9 protein-coding genes and 1 pseudogene are annotated in these 22,282 nt (G+C 70.2%); 7 read left to right on the top strand and 3 right to left on the bottom strand.

The annotated features are described in order from the left end of the window. Positions 1 to 7: 7 nt before the first annotated feature. The gene (locus tag ACFXAZ_RS12745; protein ID WP_384588657.1) at positions 8 to 610 is read right to left on the bottom strand and encodes a Uma2 family endonuclease; all 603 of its coding nucleotides are present in this window, start codon (positions 608 to 610) and stop codon (positions 8 to 10) included. A 146-nt stretch (positions 611 to 756) separates the two neighbouring features. On the opposite strand from ACFXAZ_RS12745, the gene ACFXAZ_RS12740 reads away from it, so the two are divergent. The 4 genes from ACFXAZ_RS12740 to ACFXAZ_RS12725 all read left to right on the top strand — a co-directional run bounded on the left by ACFXAZ_RS12740 (position 757) and on the right by ACFXAZ_RS12725 (position 7,732). Further along, on the top strand, positions 757 to 2,568 hold the full coding sequence (locus tag ACFXAZ_RS12740; RefSeq protein ID WP_384588654.1) for an ABC-F family ATP-binding cassette domain-containing protein: 1,812 nt from the start codon (positions 757 to 759) through the stop codon (positions 2,566 to 2,568). 255 nt (positions 2,569 to 2,823) lie between these two features. Beyond that, positions 2,824 to 4,731 carry a PQQ-binding-like beta-propeller repeat protein gene (locus tag ACFXAZ_RS12735; protein ID WP_384588651.1) on the top strand — a complete coding sequence of 636 codons (1,908 nt, stop codon included), beginning with the start codon at positions 2,824 to 2,826 and terminating at the stop codon, positions 4,729 to 4,731. Positions 4,732 to 4,859: 128 nt separating this feature from the next. Next, on the top strand, positions 4,860 to 6,701 hold the full coding sequence (locus ACFXAZ_RS12730; RefSeq protein WP_384588648.1) for a PQQ-binding-like beta-propeller repeat protein: 1,842 nt from the start codon (positions 4,860 to 4,862) through the stop codon (positions 6,699 to 6,701). Between the two features lie 320 nt (positions 6,702 to 7,021). Continuing rightward, the gene (locus ACFXAZ_RS12725; RefSeq protein WP_384588644.1) at positions 7,022 to 7,732 is read left to right on the top strand and encodes a LuxR C-terminal-related transcriptional regulator; all 711 of its coding nucleotides are present in this window, start codon (positions 7,022 to 7,024) and stop codon (positions 7,730 to 7,732) included. A 65-nt stretch (positions 7,733 to 7,797) separates the two neighbouring features. Here the strand turns inward: ACFXAZ_RS12725 and ACFXAZ_RS12720 are convergent, their stop codons facing one another. After that, the gene (locus tag ACFXAZ_RS12720; RefSeq protein WP_384588641.1) at positions 7,798 to 11,400 is read right to left on the bottom strand and encodes a DNRLRE domain-containing protein; all 3,603 of its coding nucleotides are present in this window, start codon (positions 11,398 to 11,400) and stop codon (positions 7,798 to 7,800) included. 526 nt (positions 11,401 to 11,926) lie between these two features. Here ACFXAZ_RS12720 and ACFXAZ_RS12715 point away from each other — a divergent pair. Then, the gene (locus ACFXAZ_RS12715) at positions 11,927 to 19,633 is read left to right on the top strand and encodes an RHS repeat-associated core domain-containing protein (protein WP_384588638.1); all 7,707 of its coding nucleotides are present in this window, start codon (positions 11,927 to 11,929) and stop codon (positions 19,631 to 19,633) included. A gap of 397 nt (positions 19,634 to 20,030) precedes the next feature. Here ACFXAZ_RS12715 and ACFXAZ_RS12710 read toward each other — a convergent pair. After that, positions 20,031 to 20,612 (bottom strand): annotated as a pseudogene (locus tag ACFXAZ_RS12710) (transposase); the annotation flags it as partial. A 65-nt stretch (positions 20,613 to 20,677) separates the two neighbouring features. On the opposite strand from ACFXAZ_RS12710, the gene ACFXAZ_RS12705 reads away from it, so the two are divergent. Together ACFXAZ_RS12705 and ACFXAZ_RS12700 are read left to right on the top strand one after the other, a co-directional pair. Then, a complete protein-coding gene (locus ACFXAZ_RS12705; RefSeq protein WP_384588636.1) occupies positions 20,678 to 21,352 on the top strand; it encodes a hypothetical protein in 675 nt (224 codons plus the stop codon). A 66-nt stretch (positions 21,353 to 21,418) separates the two neighbouring features. After that, positions 21,419 to 22,207, top strand: coding sequence for a hypothetical protein (locus ACFXAZ_RS12700; protein WP_384588633.1), 789 nt, complete (start codon positions 21,419 to 21,421; stop codon positions 22,205 to 22,207). The last annotated feature ends 75 nt before the right edge of the window (positions 22,208 to 22,282 follow it).

Genomic DNA, 22,282 nt, shown 5'->3' with positions numbered 1-22,282 from the left:
CGTGCCGTCAGGGCTTGGTGATCGTCAGGCCGATGTCGATGGCGTAGGGCTCGGCGACCCTGACACGGTCACGCTGGAGGCCCATGTGCACGTACGACCGGGTGAGCGGGTCGAGTTCGTAGACGTGGGCGATCGGCTGGTCCGTGACCCCGTCCCGCTCGACGCGCCAATAGTGCGGAACCCCGGCGGCGGCGTACTTCATCGGTTTGGTCACGCGGTCCCGGCCCTCGGACTGCGGCGAGACCACCGAAACGGCGAGCAGCACGTCCCGGGCCGCGAAATGGCACTGGTCGAGATCGGTCAGGGCATCGGCGCGGATCACCATGATGTCCTGCTCCGGAGCGTTGCGGTCATCGAGTCTCACGGCCATCTGCCGGACGGGCATCAGCTCCGGCGGCACCGTTCGCCCCAGCCCCGTCATCAGCATGTCGATCACCAGGACCTGGTAGATGCGCTGCGTACTCACGAAGACGAGGCTCCCGTCGATCAACTGGGTGTGCGGCGGGAGATCCGGCAAGGTGAACAGGTCGTCCACGGTGTAGCCGTTCTCCGGCGGCACCGGCCATGGGGAGCGGTGCTCCGCGGCCTCGGCGCTCATGGTTTCTCCCATGGGCGGGATCTTGCGGCCTGCCCGCCACGTCTGCGGCCCATCCCCGATCGCATCATCACAAAGAGTGACAACCCCCTCGCGCGCCGCGCCTTTCCCCCCAGGGCATACGCTGGAACGCTGACCGTCCCCCGCGTATATGGAGAGAAATGGCCGTCAATCTGGTCAATGTCGAGAACGTCGGCAAGGTGTACGGCACCCGTGCCCTGCTGGACGGAGTCTCCCTCGGCGTCTCCGAGGGCGACCGGATCGGCGTGGTGGGCCGCAACGGCGACGGCAAGACGACGCTGATCCGGATGCTGGCCAAGCTGGAGGACGCCGACACCGGCCGGGTCACCCAGTCCGGCGGGCTGCGCCAGGGCGTGCTGACCCAGCACGACTCGCTCGACCCCGAGGCCACCGTGCGCCACGAGGTGATCGGCGACATGGCCGACCACGAGTGGGCGGGCAACGCCAAGGTCAGGGACGTACTCACCGGCCTCTTCGGGGGCCTCGACCTGCCCGGCTTCCCCAAGGGCCTGGACACCGTCATCGGCCCGCTCTCCGGCGGTGAGCGGCGCCGCATCGCGCTCGCCAAACTCCTCATCGAGGAGCAGGACCTCCTCGTCCTGGACGAGCCCACCAACCACCTCGACGTCGAGGGCATCTCCTGGCTCGCCCGGCATCTGCGCGAGCGCCGCTCCGCACTCGTCTGCGTCACCCACGACCGCTGGTTCCTGGACCAGGTCTGCACCCGCATGTGGGACGTCCAGCGCGGCACGGTCTACGAGTACGAGGGCGGCTACTCCGACTATGTCTTCGCCCGCGCCGAGCGCGAGCGGATCGCCGCCACCGAGGAGGTAAAGCGGCAGAACCTGGTCCGCAAGGAGCTGGCCTGGCTGCGCCGCGGCGCCCCCGCCCGCACCTCCAAGCCGCGCTTTCGCGTGGAGGCCGCCAACGAGCTGATCAAGGACGTGCCGCCGCCGCGCGACAGCTCCGAGCTGATGCGGTTCGCGTCCACACGGCTCGGCAAGACCGTCTTCGACCTGGAGGACATCACCGTCCAGGCCGGGCCCAAGGTGCTGCTCAAGCACGTCACCTGGCAGCTCGGCCCCGGCGACCGGATCGGCCTGGTCGGGGTGAACGGCGCAGGGAAGACCTCCCTGCTGCGCGCCCTCGCCGACGCCGCCCGCAGCGGCGGCGAGACCCAGCCCGTCGCCGGGCGGATCGCCGTCGGCCGGACCGTGAAGCTGGCCTATCTCTCCCAGGAGGTCGCCGAACTCGCCCCCACCCTGCGGGTCCTGGAGGCCGTGCAGCAGGTGCGCGAGCGCGTGGACCTCGGCAAGGGGCGCGAGATGACCGCCGGGCAGCTCTGCGAGACGTTCGGCTTCACCAAGGAGAAGCAGTGGACGCCGGTCGGCGACCTCTCCGGCGGTGAGCGCCGCAGGCTCCAACTGCTGCGCCTGCTGATGGACGAGCCCAACGTCCTCTTCCTCGACGAGCCCACCAACGACCTCGACATCGAGACCCTGACCCAGCTGGAGGACGTCCTCGACGGCTGGCCCGGCTCGATGATCGTCATCTCCCACGACCGGTTCTTCGTCGAGCGCACCACCGACCGGGTGTTCGCCCTGCTCGGTGACGGCACGCTGCGGATGCTGCCGCGCGGTATCGACGAGTACCTGGAGCGCCGCCGGCGCATGGAGGAGGCCGCCGCCGCAGCCGCCCCGGCCGCCGCCGCGCCCGCCCGGCCCGCCGCCGAGAAGAGCGCCGCCGACCAGCGCGCCGCGAAGAAGGAACTCCAGAAGATCGAACGCCAGCTGGACCGCGTCTCCGAGAAGGAGACCAAGCTGCACGACCGGATCGCCGCCGACGCCACCGACTTCGCGAAGGTCGCCGAACTGGACGCCGAGCTGCGCGCGTTGGCGGGCGAGCGCGAGGAACTGGAGACGCGCTGGCTGGAACTGGCCGAAGACGCGTGACGCAGGAGTCCGTGGAAGGGCGGGACGGGAACGCCTCGTGAAGGGGGCGTGAAGGTGCATAACGGGGTCGTCACGGGGCGGTGCTCCCTTGGGAACAGGGGCTGCGCCGCCCCGGTGCGCTGTCGGTGCCGGGTGATAGAAAGGGCCGTCTGAGAACAGTCTGAGAGCGCGTCCGGGTCCATCTGGAACAGGTCGGGAACCGATCGGGAACCGCAGAGGCGTGGCTAAAAATCAGTGAGCGAGGGGGACACGCTGATGGCTCAGCCGCCCGATCAGCAGCCGCCGCAGGGCGGTTTCGGAGCACCGCAGGACCAGCCGCCACAGCCACCGCAGGACCAGCCGCCACAGCCGCCACCGCCCGCGCAGGCCCCGCCCGCCGCCGGTCCACCGCAGCCCGGGTACGGCTACCCGCAGCAGCCCGGCCCGTACGGCCCTCCGCCCCAGAGCGGGCCCTACGGCACCCCACCCGCCCCACCCGCCCCGCCCACGAGCGGCCCGTACGCCACGCCGGGTTACGGCCAGCCCGGCTACGGTCAGCCCGGTCCGTACGGCTACCCGCAGCAGCCGGGGCCGTACGGCGCCCAGCCCGGCCATGGCCCTGGCTACGGCTACGGCTATCCGCAGGCCCCGCACCCAGGAGCACCAGGAGCCCCCGGAGCCCCCGGAGCCCCCGGGGCACCCGGCGTTCCCGGCGCCCCCACCCCACCGCCCCCCGGCCCCGGTCCGCGCGGCCCCTTCAAAGGCAAGCCCGCGATGGTCATCGGCGCGGCCCTGGCGGTCCTGCTCGTGGTGGGCGGCACGGTGTTCGCGGTCACGCGCGGCGACGGCGGGAGCGGCAAGGACAACACGCCGGTCGCCGAGAAGAGCGACGACGCCAAGCCGTCCGCGTCCGACACCCCGGTCAACCCCGGGGACGGCAGCGGCGACGGCGGCGCCGACCCGGAGGACCTCAACGAGGGCCGCCTGCCCGGTGAGTCACGGGTGCTCTGGTACAAGGAGGCGCCGGACGCGCCCGGTGACGGCGCCGACGCCCTCGGCATGTGGATCACCGACGAGACGGCGGTGAAGGCCGCGTACAAACAGCTCTTCGCCTTCGACGTCGAGGACGGCGCACCCACCTGGGACCCGATCACTTTCCCGCAGGAGATCTGCGCGGTCACGCCGGGCCGGAGCGACGACGACAAGATCGTCGTCGCCTATATGAGCGGCACCAGCGACCGTGCCGAGTGCAACCAGCTCCAGCAGATCGACCTGGCCACCGGCGCCAAGGGCTGGAAGAGCGAGGTCCCCGACGGGGCGCTCTTCGACAGCACGCTCACCGTGGAACTGACCCTGGTGGACGACACCCTGATGGTGGGCCGCTCGCAGTCCGGGACGGCGTACGACGTCAACACCGGCAAGAAGCTGTTCGAGACCAAGAAGTACGACGAGACGTGCTTCCCGGCCGCGTTCGCGGGCGGCGCCGGACGACTGGTCCAGGTCGCCTCCTGCGGCGCGGGCACGGACGACGTGCACGACGAGATGCGGGAACTGGACCCGCGGACCGGCGCGGTCAGCTGGACGCAGCGGTTCGACGCCGGGTGGCGCGTCGCGCGGACCTACTCCCTGGACCCGCTGGTGGTCTACAGCACCCACGAGGAGAAGCAGCAGTGGAACATCTCCATGCTGGGTGACGACGGCGCCTTCACCTCCCAGGTCGCCTTCGACGAGAACTTCGCACCCGAGTGCGGCTGGGCCGTCCTCCAGCGCGATCTGACGGGCTGCCAGGGCGTCGCCGTCGACAGCGACACCCTCTATCTGCCGACCGAGGCCACCACGGGCGCCAACGAGATCGTCGCCGTCGGCCTCGCCGACGGCAAGGAGAAGTGGCGGGTGAAGTCCCCGGCGGAGGAGGCGATGCTGCCGCTCCAGGTGGAGAACGGGAAGCTGATCGCGTACGTCCAGGCGTCCTACGGCACGGGCGGCCGGGTGGTGTCCATCCCGACCACCGGCGACGCCGAGCCCACCACGCTGCTCCAGAACCCGCAGGGCGCCTCCGAGGTCGAGGGCGGCTTCTTCTCCCGCGACCTGGCCTGGGCGGACGGGCGGCTGTACCTGTCCACGACCAGGCTGACCGGCAACGACGACGCGAAGGAGAAGCTGATGCTGGCGTACGGCGAGTAGACGGGCGGGACCGTGTCGGCCCGCAGCCGCTCCCGCCTCCGTCCCCGTCCGCTGACTGTCCGTCCGCTCCCCGTGCGGTCGCTGTCCGTTCGCCGTCCGCTCGCTCCGATCCACCGAGGTACTCCGTCATGACCCAGCCCCCGCCCCCGCCGCCCCACCAGCCCGAGCAGGGGCCCGCGCAGGGACCCCCGCAAGGGCCTGTGCAGGGGCCTGTGCAAGGGGGAGGCTTCGGCCCGCCCCAGGACCAGCCCCCGCAGCCCGCACAGCCGCCGTACCAGCCCCCGTACCAGCCCCCACAGCCACCCCCCGGCTACGGCTACCCGGCACCACCCCAGCCACTGTCGCCCACCCCCGCCCCCGTCCCCGCCCCCACGCCGGGATACGGCTACCCGGGCCAGCAGCCGAACCCGTACGCCCAACAGCCCCCGCCCACCTATGGCCAGGGCTACGGCTACCCGCAGCCCACCGTCCCGCTCCAGGCGCAGCCCGGACAGGGGCCCGGCTCCGGCGGGCGGAAGATCAACGCGCAGCTGGCGATCATCCTCGCGGCGGTCGTGGCCATCGCGCTGATCGTCGGAGGGGGCGTCTGGTACGCGCAGTCCTCCGGCGGCGGCAAGGACGACACGGCGGCGTCGGGCGGCGCGACCGGCGGCGAGGGCGAGGGGGAGGGCGAGGCGAGCGGTTCCGGGGGGAGCGAGGACTCCGTACCGAAGGGCACGGAGAGGGTGCCCGCGGACCCGGCGGCCGATGTGCTGTTCCAGATCCCCGCGCCCGCCGTGAAGGGCGAGCAGATCGAGAGTGTCGCCGGCTCCTGGCTGACCGACGGGATCTACGCCAAGAGCGGGGTGAACGAGGTCGTCGGGTACGACCCCGACACCGGCGACGAGCGGTGGACGCTGCCGCTCACCGGCCAGACCTGCGGCTTCTCCCGCCAGATCGCCGGTGACGGGACGAGCGTGGTGCTCTCGGAGACCCGTAAGCGCAACGCGGAGGGCGATCACGAGCCCTGCACACAGATCACCGCGTTCCAGGTCGCCACCGGCAAGAAGCTGTGGAGCAAGAGCGTCACCGTCAATGACGCCGAGGTGGTGTTCGCGGAGGCCAGCATCACCGGCGGCACGGTCGCGGTCGGCGGCGGCTTCACCGGCGGCGCGGCCTTCGACGTCACCACCGGGAAGGTGCTGTGGCAGCCGAAGGTCAGCAACTGCATGGACGTCGGGTACGCGGGCGGTGAGCAACTGGTCGCGGTGCACAAGTGCGGGGAGTACGGCGACGAGAGGTACGAGGTCCAGCTGATCGACCCGAAGACGGGCGCGGTGACCTGGAGTTACCAGCTGCCGGCCGGGCTGGAGAACATCAAGGTGATCTCGACGAAGCCGGTCGTCTTCGGCCTGGACTCCGCCGACATCACCGCCTCGGGCGCCTCGGACGTCTTCTCGCTCGACGACAGCGGCAAGCTGCTCTACAAGATCGCCCTCAGGGACGGTGAGTACAACCACCGCTGCGAGATCAGCCGTACCGACGGCTGCGACGGGATCGTGGTCGGCAACGGCAAGCTGTGGGTGCCGACGGCGGAGCACGACGGCGGCACGGACTACGGCAGCACGAACGAGATCGTGGCGTTCTCCCTGGAGACCGGGAAGACGACCGGCGACCGGATCGACGCCGGGGACCGGTACACGGTCTTCCCGCTGCGGATGGACGGCGGCGATGTCCTCGCGTACAAGGAGGGGCCGTACGACGGGGGTGACCAGATCGTTTCGGTGAACGGCTCGACGCTGGAGCAGACCACGCTGCTCCAGACCCCGGGCGACGAGTCCGTGCGGGACGCGATCAGCAAGATGGTGCCGCGCTCGGCGGAGGTGCGGTACACCGATGGCCGGCTGTTCCTGGGCAAGAAGCTGATCAGCAAGCCGTTCAGCGAGGGCGAGGAGGTGTTCACGGCCCTGGGCTTCGGCGCGAAGCCGTAGCCCGGCGCCGTGCGCGCGCTTCCTCCCGCCCCGCGCGCACGCTCCGTCCGCCGCGCATCGCCCCGCGCCGTCGCGTATCGCCAGGCGCGGTCGCGTATCGCCCGGCACCAGCTCAGGGGCGGGGCCGTGCGCGTTTCGCGCAACACCCTCGAATCCGAGGATTTTCGGCGATCCGGGGCACTTCTCTCCGGTAGGGGGAGCGCAATGTCGAACAAGCGTGTAGCTTCCGGGGGCATGAAGGGCCGGGGTGCCCAGGGCCCGGGTGCACGGGTCCTGACCTTGGGCATCCATTGGGGGGACTGGGGGACTGGGGGGTCTCGATGGGAGTGCGGCTGATGGTGGTCGATGACCACCGACTGCTGGCCGAGGCGCTGGCCTCGGCATTGAAGCTGCGCGGGCACCGGGTGCTCGCCGCGGCGGCACCCGCCGCGGGCGCGGCGGAACTGGTGATCGCGCGGGCACCGGAAGTGTGCCTGCTGGGGACGGCGACACCGGCCGAACCGGGCACGTTCGACCCGGTGGCGAAGATCAAGCGGGAGCGCCCGCAGGTCGCGGTGCTGGTCCTGGGGCCGGTGCCGAGCCCGCGCGGTATCGCGGCGGCGTTCGCGGCCGGCGCGTCCGGGTACGTACGGCACGACGAGCGGATAGAGGGTGTGGAACGCGCCATCATGAAGGCCCGCGCCGGAGAGGCGGCGGTCGCGCCGCAGCTCCTCCAGGGCGCGTTCAGCGAACTCCTCAACCCGGTGGCCCAGCCCGACGACGAGGGCCAGCGGCTGCTGCGGATGCTCACCCCGCGCGAGGTGGAGGTCCTGGTCCGGGTCGCCGACGGCGAGGACACCCGTCTGATCGCCGCCGGCATGGGCATCGCCCCTTCCACGGCCCGCACCCACGTCCAGCGCGTCCTGATGAAACTGGGCGTCGGCTCCCGCCTGGAGGCCGCCGCCCTGGCCGCCCGGACGGGCCTGCTGGACCACGCGGGCCCGTTCCACCCGGCGGGGCGCACGGACAACGGAGTGCGACGGGAGCCGTGAGCAGCACCGGCCGACACCCGGGAGAGGGCGTCGGCCGGTGACCGCGGGGCTCGGCCGGGCGCGGCTCAGCCGAGCGTCAGCTGCCCGGTCCGCCAGTCGCTGTCCGGGCTGATCACGGCGACATGCGAGCCGAGGACCGACGCCCCGCCCTGGTAGAAGTGGACGGCGTTGTCACCGGCCACCGCCCACAGGTCGGGGATGCCGTCGCCGTTGACGTCCGGGGTGCCGCGCAGATGGGTCACGGGGACGGTCGTGGTGTCCCAGCCCTCCGCGTAGACCGTGTCGGCACCCGTTCTGGACGCCGCGGCCGTCGACAGCGAGGCGATCGTGGATCCGCCCGCGCTGTCCCCGACCCCGTAGCGCAGCAGCAGCCTGCTGCTGGCCTCGGAGCGCCACAGCAGATCGGGTGCGCCGTCGTCGTCGTGGTCGCCGACGGACACGAGGTCCCGTTCCAGCCAGGCCGTCGCGGAGATCTTGGTGACGTGCAGGAAGGTGGCGCCGGTGTAGCCGTCGAAGGCCCACAGCGCGCCGCCCGCCGCGGTGGCGAACAGGTCGGTCCGGCCGTCGAGGTCGTAGTCGCCCACCACGATCTGGTCGAGCGTCGCCGGATCGGGCGAGCCCGCGGGCAGCCGTACGCTCATGCGCCGGGAGATGTCGACGCTGCCGTAGCCGTCACCGGGGTAGATGTACAGCTCGCCGTCGGGCATCCGGGCGAAGACATCGCCGATCCCGTCGGCGCCGAGGGCGTCGCCGCCGTGGGCGATCAGCGCGGGCTCGCCGTCGGGTCCCATCCAGTAGCCCGGCAGGTGGTCCGTGCCGTCGCGGTCGGGGTCGGTCAGCAGTCCGATGCCGTCGTCGTGCGCGGCGGACAGCGAGACATGCAGGTCACCGGTGGTGGTGGACGGGTACATCCACAGATTGCCGGCGGCGCTGATGCCGAGCACATCGGGAGTGCCGTCGCCGGTCAGGTCGCCCGGTTCGTCGGCCTTGTCGCGCGGGGTGACGTAGAACAGGTACTTCGCGCCCAGTGAGGGATTTCCCGCGCTGTCCACGGCCCGCGTGTACAGCACGTTGGGTCCCGCCATCGGCGGTGACAGGGACACGGTGGTGGAGCTTCCCGCGGTGACGTTCTTCCCGCTGCTGTAGCTGGTGGTGTTGAAGGACCACTCGAACCGGGTGACGTCGGTGTCGTCGTCCGGGGCGAGGGTGAAGACGCCGGGCGTGCCGAACTTCACGGCGGACCAGATCGTGCCGTCGTCGTCGGCCGCCGGGAACGCGGTGGACGTGACGATCGGTTCGTTCGGTTTGCTGCTGTCGAAGACGAACCGGCACACCCCTGGGCTGGCGGTGGGGGCGTACGCCGAGGCGGCTCCGCTCTGGTCGATGGCGCGTACCCGCCAGGAGTAGGTCCAGCCGTCGGTGAAGAACTCCTTCCCGATCTCCACCGATGCCTTGCCGGTGCTGGTCACCACGACGTTCCGGTTCAGGATCTTGGTCGTGGCGCCGGTGTGCCACAGCTCGAAGTCCAGGTACTTCAGGTCCTGCTGGAGGGAGGTGTCGTCGGGGTCGGAGGAGGCCGCCGACAGAATCACGTTCCGTTTGCCGATGTGGAGGTAGGGCGAGGTCTTGTCGCAGGCGTTGCCGGGGGACATCGTCACCGCGGTCGGGGTCTTCGGCTTGCGGTTGTAGACGAGCCTCAGCTTGGGCGCGCTGTCGCTCTCCGCGCGGAACTTCTTCCACCCGTACGCGGAGTCCTCGGTGGTGGCGCGCAGCCCGATGGTCAGGGAGGACCAGCCGCCGTCGGCCGCGTCCTGGGCGACGGACTTGGCGTCGTAGGTGACGTACGCGTCGGGGCAACTGGAGTTGTAGCCGTGCGCGAAGGATTTCGTGCCGATCTCCGACTTCCAGTCCGGCTGGTTGTTCCAGGTGGTCTTGGAGGAGATGCCCCCCGTCAGCCACACCTGCATCTCGCGTGCGCTGCACGACCAGGAGTACGTCTCACGCAGCTCGATGGAGGCGGAGGAGACCTGCGCGCCCTTGATGCTGGTCGACCAGCCGAGGGTGAAGAAGGACCGGGACAGCCCCCAGGTCGTCGACTCGAAGCCGACGCGGGCCTCGGTGGTACCGGTGTTGTAGTTGGTTCCGTCGTAGAAGCTGGAGCTGGGGTATTTCTTGTACGCCGTCGTCCAGTGCTTGGTCTTGCCGTAGATGGTGGGGTCGATGAAGACCGGGTAGACCGTGCCCGGGTCCGCCAGCAGCTGGGCGTCGGGGACGATGGACAGGCCGGTGGCCGTGGTGCCGGGCTCGGTCAGTCCGGCCTCGACCACGGCCATATGGGTCCCGGGGTCGGGTCCGGCGAGCCCGGGCAGCGCGAACACCTCGGAGTCGTCGAGGGCCGTGCGCAGGGCGTCGCCGGAGGGCCCGGTGCCGTCCGTCCCGTTCCGGTACGGGGTGCGCGGGACGGCGTCGGCGCCCGGTGCCGGGTCTCCTCGGTGAGCGGCGGGATCGGCGTCGCCGGCCGGCGGATCCGGTTCGCCGGTGGCCACAGGGGTTTCGCCGCCGGGCGGATCGGTTTCCTCGGCGGGCGGTTCGGTCTCCTCGGTGGCCGGGGGCGCCGGCACCGGCTCCTCGGTCGGCGCCGCGCTGTCGCTCCCGGCATCCGGCGCGAGCGTCTCCTCGCCGATGGGTGCGTCCGGCTCCTGCGAGTACGACGGTGTGGGCTCGGCGGGTTCCGCGGTGGGCTCGGGATCGGGTCCCTCGGTGACGGCGTACTCGCCCGCCGAGTCCCACATGTACGGCGTGGGGGAGACGGCGATCTCCTCCCCGTCGCGGTCCCGGCCGGTGACGACCTTGGTGACCGGGTCCAGATGGAAGGTCAGATCCGGGGACGACAGCCCGTAGGACAGCGAGGTGAGCGCCGGATTCGCCGCGTCGGCCGCGCTGTGCACGATGAGCACCTGGCTGAAGCCGCTCTCCTGGGCGGTCAGCATCAGATCGACGCCGTCCAGGACACCGCGGTACAGGGCGCTGGAGCCGCTGATCACCGGGGCGGGCAGCGGTCCCGGCCAACTGAGGGTCACCTCGTGCCCGTCGCTGGTGAGCGTCGCCAACTCGGTGTACTCGGCGGTCTCGTCGGCGATCCGCAGGGTGCGTCCGCCCTCCCCGGCGGTGAACACCGCCGGTTCCACCCGTGCGGCCCCCTGCGGACCGGCGCCGGAGCCGTCACCGCCCGCCGAGAACACCACCGGGTCGACGACGGCCTCGGCCGCCCAGCCCTCGCCGGTCCGGGCGAGCCGGGTGTCGATCGGCCGCCAGGCGCCGTCCACCTTCGCCCGTACGGGAGCGGCGTAGGTGACCAGTTCGAAGCTGCCGTCGGGCCGCGCGTAGGTCGTGGACGTCTCGTCGCGCAGCGCGGTCACCTCGACGCGCTCACCCGTGGAGACGGCACGGGTCTGGGCCGCGTCCTCGTCGAGCGGGCCGGCCGCCTGCTCCGTCCGGGAGGACCCGGTGGACCCGTCGGACCCGCCTGACCCCCCGGCGCCAGGGGCGTCGCCGCCGTCGAGCAGCGGTACGGCGAGCAGTCCGAAGCCGAGCGCGGCGGCGACCACGGCGGCCAGCCCCGCTCGGCCGCGCCCGGCTGCGGGCAGGCCGAAGCGACGACGTTCCATGGGCTTTTCGTCCCCTCCCCCTGAAGCTCCGGAAAGCCCGGAACTCTTCAGACTCTGTGTCGCTTTTCAGGCGGGCGCAAAGGCGGCCAGGAAAGCGAGCACAGAGCATGGCTGATGGCGGGGAATTGCGCTACAGCCCCTTTGTCTTTGCCATTCCGTTACCTCGGATGTGGAGCGGCGGGTGTCGTTCACCCCTCTTGGAGGGTGAGCCGAGCTGCTGCTTCGCGTCTCGGGGTGTTCCGTGCCAAATACACACAGGGCGAGCACATTTGACGAAGGCTGCCGCCTGTATTGAGTTGATCTTCACGGAAAACAATTCATTGAGCAGCTTTTGATAAACCTGCGGGAATTCGTTCCGTGATCCATTTCACAAGTGTTGACTTTGCGTGAACCAGTCGTTCAGCATTCGTGACCTCAAGGTGAAGGAACTGTGTCCGCGGGGGCTGCCGCTGTGTGGGGATCACTTTCTTGGAGCGGCAGACGGGAACGCGTCCTGACGCGGACCGGCCGCCAGGCACGGATGAGGGTGCGTACCGGGGTGATCGGCGCGCTCGTGGTGGCGCTGGTGGCCGGCGTCGCACCCGCCGCCGCGGCGCTGCCGCCGGCGGACGACCGCAGCGGCGTCGACCTGGTCGACCTGCCCGTCGCGGAGACGGCGGAGGGCGAAACCGGCGGCGACCTGGCCGAGCTGACGACCAGTGAGGCCGAGCAGCCCGCCGAGTACGAGCCGACCCAGGTCACCGCCCCCGAGGGCGGCACCGTCGCCAAGGACCTCACGGGTCTGACCCCCGGCGAGCTGGTGCCGATCAGCAGCCAGGACGGCAGCACGGCCCTGCCCGTCGAGATCGGCGCCCCCACGGACGCCGACCCGGCCCAGGCCACCGCCCTGGAAGGGGAGTGGCAGGTCTCGCTGGCCGGTCAGGCCGAGCTGGCCACCACCGCCATCGAGGGCGTCGCCCTCACCGTCACCCCGCCCGCCACCGCCACCGGGGACGCGGTCATCGCCCTGGACTACACGGACTTCTCCGAGCTGTACGGCGCCAACTGGGCCGACCGCCTGTCGTTCGTGCAGTATCCGGCGTGCTTCCTGACCACGCCGGACACGGCGGGCTGCGCGGAGCCGACCGACGTGGTGACCGACAACGTCGTCGAGCAGACCGGCACGGACACCGACGGCAAACCGGTGTACGAGCGCAAGATCCTCGCGACCGTCGACTCCGAGACCCTCGCCGCGGGCGGCACCACGGAATCCACCGCGTCCACGGAATCCACCGCGTCCACGGAACCCACGGCGTCCACCGCCTCCACCGCCTCCACCGCGTCCGCCGGCTCCGTGGGCACGGTCACCGACGCGCTCCACGACGGACCGGGCGACGCGGACGCCGTCCAGCTCGCGTCCCTCGCACAGGCGGCCTCCGACTCCGGCTCCTCCGTCCTGCTCGCCACCGACTCCGGGTCCGGCTCCAAGGGCGACTTCGGCGCGACCCCCCTGGTCAGCGCGGGCTCGTGGTCCGCGGGCGGCAACTCCGGCGCGTTCAGCTACGGCTATCCGCTCCAGATCCCGTCCGTCCCCGGCGGCCCCTCGCCGTCCGTGTCGTTCGACTACAACTCCCAGTCGGTGGACGGCCGTACCTCCGCCTCCAACAACCAGCCGTCCTGGGTCGGCGACGGCTGGGAGTACAACCCGGGCTCCATCACCCGCACCTACACCTCCTGCCAGGACGACCAGGAGGACGGCAACAACAGCGCCAAGAAGACCAGCGACCTGTGCTGGGGCTCCTACAACGCGACCCTCACACTGGGCGGGGCCACCACCGAGCTGGTCCTGCCCGACAGCGCGACCTCCCCGTACGGCGACAAGTGGGTCACCGCCAACGGCGACGGCTCGCGCGTCGAACTGCTGAGATACACCGGCTTCGGCAACGGCGACGCCGACGGCGAGTACTGGCGGGTCACCACCCGGGACGGCACCCAGTACTGGTTCGGACGGCATCTGCTGCCCGGCTTCGGCACCGGCGACCCGACGACCAACTCCACGCTCACCGTCCCCGTCGCCGGCAACCAGGAGGGCGAACCCTGCTACCAGGCGGGCGACTTCGCGGGCTCCTTCTGCGCCCAGGCATGGCGCTGGAACCTGGACTACGTCGTCGACACCGACGGCAACGCCATGTCGCTGTACTGGACCAAGGAGAAGAACCACTACGCGAAGAACAACGGGTACGAGACCCCGGTCAGCTACGACCGCGCGGGCTACCTCAGGCGCATCGAGTACGGCCTGACCAGCGCCGACATGTACGCGGCCCCGATCGCGCAGGTCACCTTCGACGTCGACGAACGCTGCTTCAAGGAAGGCGACCTCGCCTGCACGTCGGAGACCGACAGCAACGACAACTTCACCTCCGGCGAGTTCGCCAGGAACCGCATCTGGTACGACACCCCGGCCGACCTGTACTGCGCCGCGGGCAAGGAGTGCTACGTCCCCGTCCCCACCTTCTGGTCGCGCAAACGCCTGGCCCAGGTGACCACCTGGACCCAGCGCACCGAGGGCTCCACCGCCCTGTCGAAGACGGACAGCTGGACGCTCCAGCAGTCACTCCCCGCCGACCTCACCGACGAGGGCACGGCCCTGTGGCTGGAGTCGATCACCCGCACCGGATACGCCGTGGACGGCGAGCCCCAGACACTCAACCCGGTGCAGTTCCTCGCCAACAGCGTCTCGATGCCCAACCGCGTCAAACGCGGCGCCGACGACCCGAACCCGGCCTTCGACCGGCTCCGCGTCCAGCGGGTGGTGAGCGAGTACGGCGGCGAGACCCTCGTCACCTACGAGAACCCGGCCGACGACTGCAAGGTCGGCGGGGACTTCCCCGAACCGCACGAGAACACCGGTCTGTGCTACCCGGTGTACTGGCACGCGGACCCGGACGTCGAGAAGATCGACTGGTTCTACAAATACCGCGTCGCATCCGTCCAGGAACTGCCCGCCCTCACCGGCGTCCCGCCCGTCACCACCTCGTACGAGTATCTCGGCGGAGCCGCCTGGGCGCTGAACCAGGCGGAGTTCTCCAAGAAGAAGACCCGCACCTACGACCAGTGGCGCGGCTACGCCAGAGTGCGCACGATCACCGGCGCGGACTCCTCCACCGCCTATATGTCCACCCAGCGCGGCATGACCGAACTCCGGTACTTCCGGGGCATGGACGGCGACCCGCTCCCCGGGGGCGGCTCCCGCTCGGTCACCGTCAGCGACAGCGCCGGCGATCCCATCGCCGTCGACCACAAGCAGTACGCGGGCCGGGTCGCCGAGACGCTGACGTACGCGAAGTACAACGGTGAGCTGCTGACGCGCAGTGTCGACTACCCCAGGTCCGTCCTGCTGGCGACCCGCACCCGCGACCTGGGCATCCCGCCCCTGGAGGCCTACCGGGTCCTGGACAGCCAGAGCCTGACCTTCACCCGCTCCTCGGGCACGGGCGAGGACACCCGCACCTGGCGCTCGCTGAAGACCGTCTACACCTACGACAACACCTACGGCCTGCCCACCCAGGTCGAGGACCAGGGCGACACGGGCCGGACGGGCGACGAGAACTGCACCGTCATGTCGTACGTCCACAACACGACCAAGCACCTCATCGGTCTGGCCGCGCAGACCCTCACCACCGCCGGCACCTGCGCGCAGGCGGCGACCGCGACCGCCGCGGACTGGATCGACGGCTCCCGGATCGGCTACGACGGCGCCACGGCGTACAGCGCCACGGCCATCCCGGCCTCCCCGAGCCCCACCATCACCTGGGCCGTCACCGGCGCGGGCGGCGGCTGGGTGAAGGACGGCGAGATCGCCTACGACTCCTACGGCCGCACGACCTCCACCAAGGACGCCGAGGGCAACCCGTCCACCACCGTCTACCGCCCGGCGCAGGGCCAGGTCTACGAGATCGAGACCACCAACGCGCTCCAGCACAGCGAGGTCACCGAGCTGGAGCCCGGCCGCGGGGTGGCGCTGTCCGAGCGCGACGCCAACGGCCGTACCACGACGTTCGCCTACGACGCGCTGGGCCGCTCCACCGAGGTGTGGGCACCGACCCGGCCGACCACACAGTCCCCGTCGGCGAGGTTCAGCTACAGCACCACCATCGGCCAGCCCGTCTCGATCACCACCGAGGCGCTCACCGCCGAGGGCGACTACGAGGCGTCCGTCGTCATCTACGACGGCCTGGGCCGGGAACGCCAGCGCCAGGAACCGGCGGTCGGCGACGGCCGGCTGATCACCGACACCCTGTACAGCGCCGACGGCACCATCCGGCAGACCAACAACGCCTACTTCGCCGAGGGCACCCCGACGGCCGAGCCGTTCGACCTGAAGTCGGACTACCAGGTCCCCAACGCCACCCTGTACTCGTACGACGGGGTGGGCCGCACCCTGGCGGAGACCCCGTACCTCAACGGCCAGGAGGTCCCCGCCAAGGCGACCCGCTACGAGTACGGGTACGACAACTCCACGGTGATCCCGCCGCAGGGCGCCCCCGCGCAGCGCACCTGGTCCGACGCGCTCGGCCGCACGGTACGCGTCGACACCTACACCGACGCCCTGCGCTCCGCGCACCGCGCGACGACGTACACCTACGACGCGCGCGGCGACCGGGTGGCGGCCGAGGACTCCGAGGGCAACCTCTGGACCTGGACGTACGACGCCCGCGGCCGGGAGACCGAGGCGGTGGACCCGGACGCCGGTACCACCACCACGGCCTACGACGTCATGGACCGGCCCACGCTGGTCACGACCGAGAACGCGGCCGTCCACACGGACTACGACGTCCTGGGCCGCCCCACCGAACAGCGCGAGGGCTCCGCCACCGGGACCCCGCTGACGAAGACGGTGTACGACTCCCTGATCGGCGGGGCGGGCCTTCCCACCTCGCAGACCCGCTACACCGACGGCCAGGCGTACACCACCGCGGTGACCGGCTACACGGCCGACTACCAGCCGACCGGCCAGAAGATCACCATCCCCGAGTCCGTCGCGATGGCGTACCACCTCCAGCCCCAGTACACCTACGCCTTCGAGTACTCGGACCTGGGCCAGCTGGAGGCGGTCAACCTTCCGGCGGTCGGCACCCTCCCGGCCGAGAAACTCGCCATCCGCTACAACGAGGACGGCCTGCCCGTCTCCACCTCCGGCCTGGCCTGGTACACCTCCCAGACCTCGTACTCCCCCTACGGCCAGGTGCTGCGCACGGTCAGCGGAGAGAACTCCAACCGGGTGTGGACGACAAACCTGTTCGACGAGGCCACGGGTGAGCTGACCCAGAGCATCGTCGACCGCCAGTCGACCAGCGACACCACGGGGGTCACGGGCAACCGCGTCAACTCCCGGGGCTACGCCTACGACCCGGCGGGCAACATCACCTCGATCGCGGACACGTCCAACTCGGTGACCGATCGCCAGTGCTTCACCTACGACGGCCTGGGACAGCTGACCCAGGCGTGGACGGCGCCGGCCTCGTGCGTCGCCGCGGGCCAGACCCTGGCCGCCCCGAAGTACGCCAACGGCACGACCAACGTGACCGCCGCCAACAGCGGTTACTGGCAGAGCTATACGTACGACGCGCTGGGCAACCGCGAGCAGTTGGTCGAGCACGACCCGGGGCTGAACACCGCCAAGGACGCGACGACGGAGTACTCGTACGGCAACGCGGACGGCAGCCAGCCGCACACCCTGACCGGCACGTCCTCGACCTACACCGCCGACTCGGGCGCGCAGGTGACCGAGGCGGCCTCGCTGACGTACGACGACGCGGGCAACACCGAGACCCGCACGGCCGACGGTTCCGAGCAGGCGCTGACCTGGACCTGGGACGGCCAGGTCGAGTCGGTCACCGGCTTCGGTGAGAACGGCTCCGGTGCCTGGCTGGGCCTGGCGAACAAGTGCCTGGACCTGGCGTCGTCGCTGACGACCCCCGGCACCCCGCTCCAGCTGTACACCTGCAACGGCTCCAAGGCGCAGAAACTGCGGATCGACCCGGCCTCCGCCGCGACTCCCTCGACGGGCGCGCTGAAGATCCTCGGCAAGTGCGCGGTGCCCAAGAACGGTGCCACGGCGAACGGCACCCCGGTGGTGATCGCCGACTGCACGGGCGCGGCGGGCCAGCAGTGGACGTCACTGCCCGCGGGCAACAAGCTCAAGCACGTCAGCTCCGGCAAGTGCCTCGACGTACCGGCCGCCAACTCCACCGACAGCACGGACCTCCAGCTGTACACCTGCGACACGGCCGGACAGGCCCAGTCATGGGTGCCGGACAAGGCGACGACGTACATCTACGGCGGTGACGGCAGCCGCCTGATGTCGGTCTCGGCGACCGAACGCACCCTGTACCTCGGCGAGTCGACGATCTCGGTCAACGCGGCCGGCGGCGCCGCCTACACCGAGCGCTACTACTCCCAGCCGGGCGCCCCGACGGTCATGCGGCACGCGCAGGGCTCGGCGGCGGCGGAACTGTCGGCGCAGATCACCGACCAGAACGGCACGGCGTACATCAATGTCGCGCTGGCCACCGGCAACAGGGTCAAATTCTCCAAGACCGACCCCTTCGGCGTGGAGCGTACGGAGTCGTCGTCCTGGCGCTCGCACGAGGGCTACATCGGCGGCACCGAGGACGCGGGCGCGGGCCTGGTCCATCTGGGCGCTCGGCTCTACGACCCGACGACCGGCCGCTTCCTGTCCCCGGACCCGGTCCTGGACCTGGCGGACCCGGTCCAGATGAACGGATACGTGTACTGCGAGAACAACCCGGTCACCTTCGCCGACCCGACGGGACTGATGTCACGTGCGGACGGCGGCGGGGGCGGTGGCAGCAGCGGCCCGACGACCTATGACGAGGCATGGGCTCAGGGCCAGCTGAACATGACCATCGGGGACGTCATCCTCTCGAACGGCTGGGGCGTCCTGAAGGGGCTGATCGGCTGGGACGACGTCGAGGGCTGCTTCTCCCGGGGTGACCTGTGGTCGTGCGGAAGCCTGCTGGTCAGCGCGCTGCCCTGGGGGGCCATCTTCAAGATCGGGGCCGTGGTGAAGGCCCTGGACCGTATCGCGGGCGCGATCCAGGCGTGGATGAAGGCCAAGGAGAAGGCCCGCAAGATCATCGAGATGGCCAAGAAGGCCCGTGAGGCGGCCCGCAAGGCGAAGGAGGCCAAACGCCTGGCGGCGCAGCGGGCGGCCCAGCTGAAGAAGAAGGCCCAGGAAGCCGCGACCCGTGCGGCCAAGAAGGCGGCCGAGAAAACCGGCAACGCGGTACAGAAGACGAAGAAGGCGGAGGCGAAGAAGGCGGCGCCCGAGCCCCAGGCCAAGGCCAAGCCCTCGAAGCCGTCCGGCGAGGGCACCGAAACCTGCGACCCCGCCAACAGCTTCGTCCCCGGCACCCAGGTCCTGATGGCCGACGGCACCACCAAGCCGATCGAACAGGTGAGAAACGGCGACCAGGTCCAGGCCACCGACCCGGAGTCCGGCGAATCGGCCGCGGAAACGGTCATCGCCGAGATCCAGGGCGAGGGCGCCAAGAACCTGGTAAAGCTCACGATCGCGGTGACCGACACCCAGACATCGGAAATCACAGCCACGGACGGCCACCCGTTCTGGGTCCCGGAACTGGGCGAGTGGATCGACGCCACCGACCTGACCTCAGGCGACTGGCTGCGCACCAGCGCCGGCACGTATGTCCAGATCACGGCGGTGGAACGGTGGACGGCCACCGATGCGACGGTTCACAACCTGACCGTCAGTGATCTGCATACGTACTATGTGGTGGCTGGGGATGCGCCGGTCCTGGTGCACAACTGCAAGCCCGACCCGCAGGCTGCTCCTGGAGGGAAGAACGGCGCTGCTGTCAGCATCAAGCAGGTGAAGATGGCACTTGGTAGGGCCGACATGAGCGTCTCCGAGTACGACATCGTGCACGTGCCAGAGATTCGCACCGCAGGAGATGGCCTATCTGCGTACGCGAACAGCCCTCACGACGGTGACGGAATACCGAATCTGGGCCCGCGAGGACGTCCGGTAATCCAGATCTCCAACATGGGACTGGCTGATATGAATACGGCTGTGGCTACGATCTTCCACGAGATCTACCATCACCGGACGTATGCCACTTGGCCAGGTTCTATGGGTGGAACAGAGTCCGCTGCTGAGGCATACGGGCAAGCTATGCTCGGCGTTTTCAGGCGAAGGACGGGTTCGTGATTAAGGTAACGCGGTTCACGCCCGTGGAGATCGAGGCTCTCGGGCGAGAACGAGACTTCCTCCGGGACCAGTCAGAGTGGCTTTGCCCTTCATGCGGAAATGTTTCGGTCCGTACCTACCTCAGAAATGTGCAACACGCGAATCGTCCTGCTGTGATCAGCTATACATGGTGTGCTGTGTGCCGCAAGATGTCCGGCTCAACTGGCGCTTTGCCGCCTGGCCTGATCATCTCTGATCCGTGGCGGGAGTTGGATCGGACGGCGTGGGAAGAGTTCGACGCGAGCTTGCCCAGGTTCTTCACCAGACTTGACCGCCTTTGGGAGGACGGAGTGCTGCCGCAGAGCTTCGCCTGGACGCGACAGTAGAGGCAGAGCGAAGGGGAGTCTCAATGCTGAAGTCATGGCGCTTGCGTGACCGGCGGGGCGGGGGTGAACGCCCGGTTGTCACGCATGAGTGCCCACAGGACGCTGGCCCGTCGGCGGCCCAGGGCGATGATGGCCTGGACGTGCTTGCACCCCTCGCCGCGCTTCTTGAGGTAGAAGTCCCGGTTCGGCCCGTCGCGGATGATGCTGGTCTGCGCGGACAGGTAGAACACCCGTCGCAGACGGCGGCTGTAGCGCTTTGGCCGGTGCAGGGTGCCTGTGCGGCGCCCGGAGTTGCGTGGGACCGGCACGAGTCCGGCTGCGGAGGCCAGGTGGCCGGCATCCGCGTAGGCGGACAAGTCGCCGGCGGCGACAACCAACTCCGCCCCGAGTATCGGGCCCATGCCGGGCAGAGATTCGATGATCCCGGCCTGGGAGTGGCCGCGGAACGTGTCGCGGATCTGCTTGTCGATCCGCTTCAGCCAGTTGTCCAGGACCAGGATCTGCCCGGCCAGGTCGGCCACGATCTGCGCGGCGGCATCCTCGCCGGGCAGCGCGGTCTGCTGGGCCCGCGCCGCTTCCATGGCAGTCCCGGCGACCGCGTCGGCCGAAGCCACTGAAGGCAAGAACCCATAGGCCACACCCGGCCCTCCTGGGCCACCCAACAACTTACGGAGGACGCATGGGGCGTTGGGGGCGGTCCGGTCTGACGGGGGTGCTGGGCATGCTGCTGTCGGCTTGCAGCGTGGCCAGTGGCGGAGGCGGTGGTACCGCTGAGGACCTCCTCAAGCCGGTCACGCAGGAAAGCGGCACGGCGGAAGCAAGAGGGCTGGGGAAGCTGTCGCTGGCCTCCCGTGAGGTGGATGGATTCGCCGTCTCCCAGGCGGATGGCCTGCGCGAGGTGCAGGTCGCGCAGGACGGATGTGCGCCCTTGGGTCGGGCCCTGTCCGGTGTCGTGGTGGGGGAGCCGGTGTCCATGGAGGTCCGGGAGGCCGTCGGCGAGGGGGCGGCGGTGACGATCGCGCTCGCTGAATACGCCGACGGGCAGGCCGAGTCCGTGATGGACACCCTCGCCGTATCCGCCGCCGAGTGCGCGGACGGCTTCACCGCGACCGTGGACGGGGTGGAGCGGAAGTTCGAGAAGGCCGCCCCGGAGATCGCCCCCGAAGGTGCGGATCAGGCGATGGGGCTGGGTGCGGTGGTTCGGGGGGACGGAGCGGAGACGCCTGTGAAGGCAATGGTTCTCCGGAAGGGGAACATCGTCGCCTACCTCAGCGCCGTGCCGGACGGTGGCGCCGCCGAGGGATTCTCCGTGCCCGCAGTCGTCGTCAACGCCCAACTCGCCAAGTTGGGTTAATGAGCAGAAACGACTGATGATGTGTCAGTCGTCTTGAAAGAACAGAGAAAGCGAACAAAGCACAACGTGAACAGATCCGGCATACGCCACCCCCGTCTCCGCACCGCCGTCCCGGCCGTCACCGCCCTCCTCTCCCTCGCCCTCCTCACCGCCTGCGGTGGCGACACCGACACCGGCAGTGAGGGAGGAGCCGGAGACTCCAGCGCCCCCGCGTCCGCCTCCGCCGTCAGCGACGCGAAGCCGCTGACCGCCGCCGAGCTGGACGCGGCGTCGCTCACGAAGACGGACCTGGCCGGGTACGAGTTCGTCGAGGCGCCCGAGGCGGACATCTCGGTCGTGGAGGCCGTGGAGGTGAGCGACGACCCGTGCCTGCCGGTCGGGCGGACGGTGGCCGGGACGACCGTGGGGGAAGCCGACGCAGCCGCCTATCGTCGGGTCACCGGAGGAGACAGCGGTGGCGGCAGCTCCGAAGAGGACTTCCTGAACCTCAACACCGGCATGGTCACCCTCGCCTCCTACCCGAGCGCCGACGCCGCCGCCGAGGCGCTCACGTCGCTCGGCGACGCCGTCGCCGCGTGTGCGGCCGGGGGGTTCGAGGTGAGCGTGGGCGGTGAGGAACTGTCCGTGACCAAGGTCACCGAGGACACCGCGCCCGAGGGCGGCGAGGAGGCGGTGGCGTTCACCGCGGTCACCTCCGTCGACGGCGAGGACTCCCCGTGGAAGGTGCTGGTGTTCCGGGACGGCGCGACCCTCGCGCACTTCTCGCTGATCAACGCCGGGGCCGCCGTCGCGTCCGGCGAGGACTTCCCCTTCCCCGCCGACCTCGTCACCGCCCAGGCGGACAAGCTGGCCTGATCCGCCCGCTCGGCCCGTCGCGCCGCGAACCCCAGGCCCAGGCCGGTGGCCTCACTCCCGTCAGGAGGGTGAGGC

The organism is Streptomyces sp. NPDC059477, assembly GCF_042749375.1.
Classification (GTDB): Bacteria; Actinomycetota; Actinomycetes; order Streptomycetales; family Streptomycetaceae; genus Streptomyces.
The sequence above is the reverse complement of the archived record's forward strand: the minus strand, read 5'-3'. Positions and strand labels throughout refer to the sequence as shown.